Raw genomic sequence first — 8034 nt, 5'->3', positions numbered from 1 at the left:
CCCGTGCACCACGCCAGGCCCGTGCCGGAACCGCAGCAGGAGACGCCGGGCCAGGCCGCGCCGCCCGTTTCCGCTCAGGCTCCCGCGCCTGCCGTGCCCGCGCCCGCGCCTGGCGCCGAGGACAACGTGCCCGGCATGCGCGACTTGCCCGAGCCGATACAGCGGCAGATCCCGCCCGTCGCCATCGGCGGCTATATCTATTCGAAGAATCCGGCCGACCGCCTGTTGTTGATCGACAAAGTCCTGCGCCACGAGGGCGAGGAACTGGCTCCCGGCCTGGTGCTGGAAAAGCTGCAGCCGAAGGCCGCCATCTTCAGTTTCAAGGGCTACCGCTACCGCGTGCCGTACTGAGTTGTTGCACATCAAGGCCGGGCCGTAGCAGCTGAACGATACTGGCCTGGCCTGGTCGAACCAGAATTGCTGCGCCCGTGCGCGTGGCCGGGGAGTTCCGATGATCGCTGCCGTAGCTGCTGCCGAGGATGCGTTGGATGCGGATGTGCCGGGAAACCTGGCGCGCATCGACCACATCGTCGTGCTGATGATGGAAAACCGCTCGTTCGACCACATGCTCGGCTACCTGAGCCTGGAAGGCGGGCGCGCCGACATCGACGGCTTGCAAGCCGGCCATGCCAACCTGCATGCTGGCAAGACGTATCGCGTGCACCATTTGCAGCGCACGGCCTTCGGCCCGCAGCAAGACCCGTCGCATACGGGCACGTCGGTAGCGCAGCAATTGCAAAACAATAACGGCGGCTTCGTCGACGACTATGCGCAAACGCATCCGGGCGACCCCGACATCGACCTGGTGATGGGCTACTACAATGGGGCCGACTTGCCCATGTACGATTTCCTGGCGCAGCAGTTCTGCGTCTGCGACCGCTGCTACAGCTCCGTGCCGGGCGCCACCTGGCCCAACCGCCTGTATGCGATCAGCGGCAAGGCAGCCGGCAGCAAGGACAGCAAGCGCGTGCCCCTGTACGTAAACAAGTCCTTCGTGCGCCACCTGGACCGGGCCCAGGTCAGCTGGAAGTTTTATTCCGCCTGGAAACCCTGGAGCCTGGCCTTCAGCGACGACCACTACCGCTCGTCCGAATGCTACGAGCCCTTCGGCTCCAGCGCGCGCCGCTATGGCTTCATCGGCGATGCGCTGGCGGGCACCTTGCCGTCGGTCAGCTGGATCGATCCCCATTTCTTCGACAATGACGACCACCCGCCGGCCGATATCCGCGCCGGCCAGGCGCTGGTGGCGCAGGTCTACCAGGCCCTGTCGCGTGGTCCGGCCTGGCCGCGGACCTTGCTGATCCTCAGCTATGACGAACACGGCGGCTTTTTCGACCATGTGCCGCCGCCCGCCGCCGTGGATGACGACCCGGCGTTTCGTCAGTACGGCGTGCGCGTGCCCATGCTGCTCGTGTCGCCGCTGATTGCGTCCGGCAGCGTCAGCCACCAGGTGTACGACCACACGTCGATTATCAAAACCATCCTGCAGCGCTTTTGCCGCGCTGCCGACGGCGCCTTGCCCCAGATGGGCGCGCGCGTGGCGGCCGCCAGCGGCTTTGGTGCCGTGCTGGACCTGACGCAGCCCCGCGTGGCGCCTGCCGCGCCCGCCACGGTGCTGGCGCAGCGCGCCGCCTGGGAAGCGGATGTGCGGGCGCAGGATTTCGCCCCGCCCGCATCGGCCGGCCAGCTGGATACGGACCTGGCGCCCGCTGGCGAGCGGGCCGCTGTGCGCCCCGTGCCCGGGCAATCCGACGCCGAGGCGGGCGCAATCGCTGCGCATCGGCAATTGGCGCGCACGGCCAGGAATGCGCAGGCGGCGAATGGCAAGACAGCGCCGAAGTCGGCAGGCCGGCGCCGGCGGCCGGCGGACGAGGCCGGCACGCAGCAGCAGGGCGAGTCCCGCGAGGGACGGCGCGGCAAGGGGATGCCCGCCGGCGCGAGGCGCGCGAAGGGCACGGTGGATGGGGGCGGCCGCTGAGCCCGGACACCGTCCGCAGGTGTTATGCCCAGCGGAAATTGTTGCGGCGCTTGACCTGGGCGAGGCAGGGCGCTTGCGCCACGCGGCGGCGCGGGTGGGGCTGCGTATAATCATTCCTTCTCAATCAAGGAGTGACCATGCACGATGCGATGCCCGCACACCCGGTACTCGGGGTGATCGGCCGTTCCGGTAGCGGCAAGACGACCCTGCTGGAATTTGTGGTGAAGGAACTGGCGGCGCGCGGCTTGCGCGTCAACCTGGTCAAGCACAGCCACCATGACCTGGCGCTGGAACCGCCGCAAAAGGACAGCGCCCGCCTGCGCCTGGCTGGCGCGGCGGAAGTGCTGGTGGCATCGCCGTACCGTTTTGCCATCGTGCATGAGCTGCGCGGTGCGCCCGAGCCCAGCCTGGCGCAGCAGTTGGCCCGCATGGGGCCGGCAGACCTGACCCTGGTGGAGGGTTTCAAGACGGATCCCATTCCCAAGCTGGAAGTGTTCCGTCCGGAAGTGGGGCAGGCACCCCTGTATCCGCATGACCCGCATGTGATCGCCGTGGCGTCGGACAGCCCCGCGCCAGCGGACTTGCGCGAAGGCGTGCAATGGCTGGACTTGAATGCGCGCGAGCACGTGCTGGCCTGGCTGCTGCACAGACTGGAAAAATAAGCTAAAGGTTTGCCGGCGGCATCCGTTAACAGGGGTAGAACCTCATTGGAGAAACGTATGGACGTCGGAAGCATTGCTCAACTGTCAACCACGATGGCGGAGACAGGTACGCGGCAAGCCGTCGGCTTGACTGTCCTGAAAAAAGCCCAGGATATTCAAAGTTCGACTGCCACGGCCTTGCTGGAAGCGTTGCCACCGATACAGTCGGCGCCGAATCTGCCGGCTCACCTCGGTAACCGCATCAACACGACCGCCTGAGCGTAGTCACGCGGCGCCAGCCTGGCGCTCGCCGTACCCATGCCCACACCACCGTCGCCGACGGTGGCGCGTGGGCGTGTTTGTTTTTTCTTCCCTGTTTTTTCTATGCCGTATCCGGCATCGCCGCCCCTCCCTGTCTGCCCTGTTTTGTTGACTAATTGACCATAGTTCGCCATGGCACGGCCGATTCAGTAAAATGACGTCCACGGCCGCGCCTTGCCCATGGCGCAGCCCGAGGCGCGCCATGGCGTAGCGCTTGTTTATCGCTTACCGCTTACCGATTACTTTGACCCATGCAAGAGGATTCCCCATGAACAAACGTCAAGCTCTCATCGCCGCCGCCCTCGCGGGCATCTGTGCCGGCACCACCGTCAACGCGGCTGCGCACGATGGTCCCGCCCCCGGCGACAAGGAAAAATGCTACGGCGTGGCCAAGGCCGGGCAGAACGATTGCGCCTCGTCCGATGGCGCGCATTCCTGCGCGGGCCAGGCGGAGGCGGACAACCTGCCCACGGAATGGACGTATGTTGCCAAGGGCACGTGCGAACAGGCGGGCGGCTCCGTCAAGCCCATCAAGGCCAGCAAGGCTGCCAAGCCGGCCACGCAACCCTAAAGCGTCCGCCAGCCTTCCATGCCGCAGCCCATCCAGGCGCTTGCCGGCGTCGGCCTGCGCGCCGCGCACTACCGCGATTTCCTGGAACGTCGGCCCCCCGTGGGCTGGCTGGAAGTGCATACCGAAAATTATCTGCAACCGTCGGGCTGGGATAGTCATGTATTGGATACCCTGCGCCAGGATTACCCGCTCAGCCTGCATGGCGTGGGGCTGGGGCTGGGTTCCGCGGGCGGCTTTTCCGACAGCCATTTGCGGCGCGTGCGCGCCGTGGTGGAGCGCGTCGAGCCGGTCCTCGTGTCGGAACACCTGTGCTGGGGCGCCGTGGCGCAGCAGCAACTCAATGATTTGCTGCCGCTGGCCTTGAATGGCGCCGCCCTCGATTTGCTGTGCGCCAGGGTGGGGCGCGTGCAGGATGCGCTGAAAAGGCCGATCTTGCTGGAGAATGTCTCCACTTACCTGCGCTTTGCCGACGACGCCATGAGCGAAGCGCAATTCCTGGCGGAGCTGGCGCGCCGCAGCGGCTGCGGGCTGCTGCTCGATATCAATAATCTGTATGTGAACCAGTGCAATCACGGTGAAGATGCCTTGACGGCCATGCAGTCCATCGCGCCCGGCAGCGTGGGCGAGCTGCACCTGGGCGGCCATCTGGTAACGCCGCATGCCGTGATCGACCACCATGGCGCTGTCGTGGCCGCTCCTGTCTGGGACTTGTATGCGGCCGCCTTGCTGCGCTTTGGCGCCGTGCCCACCCTGGTCGAATGGGATACGGACTTGCCCGCCCTCGATATCCTGCTGGGCGAGGCGGGCAAGGCGCAAGCCATGCTGGCGCGCCATGCGCCGCAGGCGCCATGGCAGGGAGCGCTGCTGCCACCGCCGCCGCCCGTGTCGGAGAGCGATGCGCTGGCGGCCGGCCAGCAGGCGTTTGCCACGGCCTTGCTCGATACGGCGGCAGTCTTGCCACCGTTCGCGGGAGCGGCGGTACCGCAGCGTTTCGCACTGTATCGCGGCAATATGAGCGCCACCTGGCGCCGCACCCTGGGCCAGGCTTATCCCGTCGTGCTGGCGCTGGTGGGCGAGGAATTCCTTGGCGGCCTGGCGCGCGCGTATGGCCGGCAGATGCCATCCGATAACGCGGATTTGAACCAGTTTGGCGCCCGTTTCGCCGATTTTCTGGCCACTTTCCCGCATGTGGCCGCCTTGCCCTATCTGCCCGACATGGCGCGCCTGGAATGGGCCGTGCACCGGGCCCATTACGCGCCCGCTGCGCCGGCACTGGCGCCCGAGGCCTTGACCGCCCTGCCTCCCGATCAGCTGGAAGCGCGCCGTTTTGCCTTGCATCCCGCCTGCGCCTTGCTGGAATCGGACTGGCAAGTGGGGGCCTTGTGGCAGGCTCATCAGGAAGGGGACGGGCAGGGAATGTTTCCGCAGGAGATGCAGGCGGCCAGCCATGCACTGGTCTGCCGGACGCGCTGGAAGGTGCAGGTGCTGCTACTGGATGGGGCTGCGCATGCCGCCTTGCTGGCCTTGCAGCAGGGGCAGGCGTTTGGCGCCGCGCTTGATGCGGCGTTCGAGCTGGACCCCGCATTCGACCTGGCGGCGCACTTGCGTCAGTGGCTGGCGCATGCGGTGTTGATGGCGTGAGGGTTTACTCGAAGGCCCGCAGCAGGCGCGCTTCGCCCGTCTGATCGCGGTACAGGGCATTCGCGGCCAGGGTGGCGTCCATCATGCGCGTGACTTGCTCCTCTTCGAAGCGGGCAAGCTCGGCAGTGGCTGCGACGAGGGCCAGTTCCAGCCTGGCGCGGGCGCTCTGGTACAGGCTGCTGGTGTATTTGTCTGTGTTACGCAGCAATTCTTCCGCGTTTTCTATTACCTGGCGCAAGTCGCCGATCAGGCGTTCCTGGCTGCGCGTACCTTGTTCGGGATGGTCCATGGCGCTTCCCCTCTGCAATCGATATTTATCTGACAATAGCGACGTGGTGCAGCTTGATCCAGGCAGCCGGGCTGGCAGCGGTGCAGGCTCGATGCATGGGGCTGCTTTCGCGCCCCATGCCGGGGTCAGACAGGAGCGACGACCGTGATACGGATATCGCCCACGCTGACGACCTGGCCGGCGCGGATCTTGGCGGTCTTGCGCAATTCCTTCTTGCCATCGACCTTCACCACGCCGCTATCGACCATGACCTTGCCTGCGCCACCACTGTCGCACAGGCCGACCAGCTTCAGCAGCTGGTTCAGCTCGACGAACTCGGATGTTAAATCAAAGCTTACTTTTTGCATTGTATCCCTTATTGCAATGATGTGTTTTAAACACTTGATGACGACCTCAACTAAGTCATAGTTTACCTGAAGCCGCCAGCAATGCAGGGTGGACGTCAGCTTTTGTTGGGGCGCGTCATTTCCAATGGCACGATCCAGGCACCGAATTGCTCTTCCGTCACAAAGCCCAGGGCCAGCGCCGCTTCCTTCAAGGTCGTGCCTTCGTGCTGGGCCTGCTTGGCGATTTGCGCTGCTTTGTCGTAGCCGATGTGGGGCGCCAGGGCCGTGACCAGCATCAGGGAGCGCTCCATCAGTTCGGCGATGCGGTCACGGTTCGGTGCGATGCCGTGGGCGCAATGCTCGTCGAAGCTGCGCATGCCGTCGCCCAGCAGGCGCGCGCTTTGCAGGAAGTTGTGCGCAATCAAGGGCTTGAACACGTTCAGCTCGAAATTGCCCGAGGCGCCGCCCACCGTGATGGCCACGTCGTTGCCGAATACCTGGCAGCACAGCATGGTCAGCGCTTCGCACTGCGTGGGGTTGACCTTGCCCGGCATGATGGAGCTGCCCGGCTCGTTCTCGGGAATGGTGATTTCGCCGAGGCCGGAACGGGGGCCGGACGCCATCCAGCGCACGTCGTTGGCGATCTTCATCAGGGCCGTGGCCAGGGTTTTCAGCGCGCCATGGGCGGCGACCAGGGCGTCGTGGGCGGCCAGTGCGGCAAACTTGTTGCTGGCCGTCTCGAACGGCTGCCCCGTCAGGCGCGCCAGTTCTGCCGCGATGCGGCTGGCAAATTCCACGTGGGCATTCAAGCCCGTACCCACGGCCGTGCCGCCGGCGGCCAGCTGCAGCAGCGGCGGCAGCGATGCCGTGATGATGTGCTCGGCAAAGTCCAGTTGCGCCACGTAGCCGGAAAATTCCTGGCCCAGGGTCAGCGGGGTCGCATCCTGCAAATGGGTGCGGCCGATCTTGACGATGTCGGCAAATTCCGTCGCTTTCGCGTCCAGGGTGGCGCGCAGCTGGCGCAAGGGCGGCAAGACGGTGTTGGCGACGGCCAGCGCGGCCGCCACGTGGATGGCGGTGGGGAAGATGTCGTTCGAGGACTGGCCCAGGTTGACATCGTCGTTCGGGTGCAGAAGGCGCTCGGCGCCCCGCAAACCACCGATCAGCTCGGAGCCGCGGTTGGCCAGCACTTCATTCATGTTCATATTGCTTTGCGTGCCAGACCCCGTCTGCCAGACGGCCAGCGGGAATTCCGCGTCATGCTTGCCGGCCAGCACTTCGTCGGCTGCCTGTGTGATGGCGATGGCTTTCTTGCCATCCAACAGGCCCAGGTCCAGGTTGACGTGGGCGGCCGCGCGCTTGACGGTGGCCAGGGCGGCGATCAGTTCGGGCGGCATCTTTTCCGTGGAGATATGGAAGTGCTCGAGCGAGCGCTGCGTTTGCGCTCCCCAAAGCCGGTCGGCGGGTACGTCGATCGGGCCGAAACTGTCGCGTTCGATTCTGCTACTCATGGCATCCCTTTCATCGATGGAGGTGGATCGAGTGTACTCCAGACGTCAAAAAGGCACAGGATGATGCTGTATTGCATCATTTTTGCCCTGGCCCATCTATATTTTTGCGATTTCCTGCCGTTAAAGAGAGGCGAGTAGCCCTTATTTATCCTGTTATCAAAGCGATCAGTCCATGCAGAGCAGCATCCTTCCCCGTTGGTCCCTGATCGCGTGCGCCGCCGCCAGCCTGGCCTTGCCGCCCGCCATGGCGGCCGAGCTGGGTGACATGGTCGTGCTGTCGCATGTGGGCCAGCCCTTGCTGGCCGAGATCGAACTGACGGCCCTGGCGCCCGAGGAAGCCAATGGCGTGACCGTGCGCCTGGCGTCGCCCGATGTGTACCGGGGCGGCGGCATCGGCATGGATCCGGCCCTGCAGACCTTGACGATCAGCCCGCTGGAGCGCGCTGGGCGTCACTATGTGCGCGTGAGCACGCGGCAAGCGATCCAGGCAGGCCATGTGCACCTGTATTTATTGCTGGGCAATGGCAGTGGCGCCATCGTGCGCCTGGGCACCTTGTGGCTGACGCCGGCACCGCCCGCCGCCATCGTCGCGGCCAGCGCGCCAGCCAGGCCTGCCGTTCCGGCGCCTGTGTCTGTCCCCGTGCCATTGCCGCGTACCGCGTCCGCCGCGCCGGCGCCCGATGCCGCCGCGCGCGAACGCTTTCCTGAAATCACCCTGCAGCTGACGGAAGAAATCACGGGCAACCTGAACGAACA

General features: G+C 65.4%; 10 protein-coding genes. 7 read left to right on the top strand and 3 right to left on the bottom strand.

Features of this window, described 5'->3' with window-relative positions; genetic code table 11:
- The 6 genes from GCN75_RS28420 to bufB form a co-directional block, all read left to right on the top strand.
- Positions 1 to 351: general secretion pathway protein GspB (locus GCN75_RS28420; RefSeq protein ID WP_193317698.1), on the top strand; the 351-nt coding region annotated here is incomplete at its 5' end.
- A gap of 100 nt (positions 352 to 451) precedes the next feature.
- On the top strand, positions 452 to 1978 hold the full coding sequence (locus GCN75_RS28415; RefSeq protein WP_152285330.1) for an alkaline phosphatase family protein: 1527 nt from the start codon (positions 452 to 454) through the stop codon (positions 1976 to 1978).
- A gap of 137 nt (positions 1979 to 2115) precedes the next feature.
- The gene (mobB, locus tag GCN75_RS28410) at positions 2116 to 2640 is read left to right on the top strand and encodes a molybdopterin-guanine dinucleotide biosynthesis protein B (RefSeq protein WP_152285329.1); all 525 of its coding nucleotides are present in this window, start codon (positions 2116 to 2118) and stop codon (positions 2638 to 2640) included.
- A 57-nt stretch (positions 2641 to 2697) separates the two neighbouring features.
- A complete protein-coding gene (locus GCN75_RS28405; RefSeq protein ID WP_152259671.1) occupies positions 2698 to 2898 on the top strand; it encodes a YjfB family protein in 201 nt (66 codons plus the stop codon).
- Positions 2899 to 3208: 310 nt separating this feature from the next.
- The gene (locus GCN75_RS28400) at positions 3209 to 3511 is read left to right on the top strand and encodes a BufA1 family periplasmic bufferin-type metallophore (RefSeq protein WP_152285328.1); all 303 of its coding nucleotides are present in this window, start codon (positions 3209 to 3211) and stop codon (positions 3509 to 3511) included.
- An 18-nt stretch (positions 3512 to 3529) separates the two neighbouring features.
- Complete coding sequence (gene bufB / locus GCN75_RS28395) at positions 3530 to 5152, top strand: MNIO family bufferin maturase (protein ID WP_152285327.1); 1623 nt, start codon at positions 3530 to 3532, stop codon at positions 5150 to 5152.
- 4 nt (positions 5153 to 5156) lie between these two features.
- Here bufB and GCN75_RS28390 read toward each other — a convergent pair whose 3' ends face one another.
- The 3 genes from GCN75_RS28390 to fumC form a co-directional block, all read right to left on the bottom strand.
- Entirely contained in the window at positions 5157 to 5441 is a 285-nt protein-coding gene (locus GCN75_RS28390; RefSeq protein ID WP_034759786.1) for a hypothetical protein, read from the bottom strand.
- Between the two features lie 125 nt (positions 5442 to 5566).
- Complete coding sequence (locus GCN75_RS28385; RefSeq protein ID WP_035825476.1) at positions 5567 to 5788, bottom strand: RNA-binding S4 domain-containing protein; 222 nt, start codon at positions 5786 to 5788, stop codon at positions 5567 to 5569.
- A 95-nt stretch (positions 5789 to 5883) separates the two neighbouring features.
- A complete protein-coding gene (gene fumC, locus GCN75_RS28380; protein ID WP_152285326.1) occupies positions 5884 to 7278 on the bottom strand; it encodes a class II fumarate hydratase in 1395 nt (464 codons plus the stop codon).
- 172 nt (positions 7279 to 7450) lie between these two features.
- On the opposite strand from fumC, the gene GCN75_RS28375 reads away from it, so the two are divergent.
- Positions 7451 to 8034, top strand: a 584-nt coding sequence (locus GCN75_RS28375) for a type IV pilus assembly protein FimV (RefSeq protein ID WP_405002840.1), incomplete at its 3' end; no start/stop codon positions are given.

Source organism: Janthinobacterium violaceinigrum, assembly GCF_009208555.1.
In the GTDB taxonomy this organism is placed as follows: Bacteria; Pseudomonadota; Gammaproteobacteria; order Burkholderiales; family Burkholderiaceae_D; genus Janthinobacterium; species Janthinobacterium violaceinigrum.
This window is presented reverse-complemented; position numbering and strand designations above follow the sequence as displayed.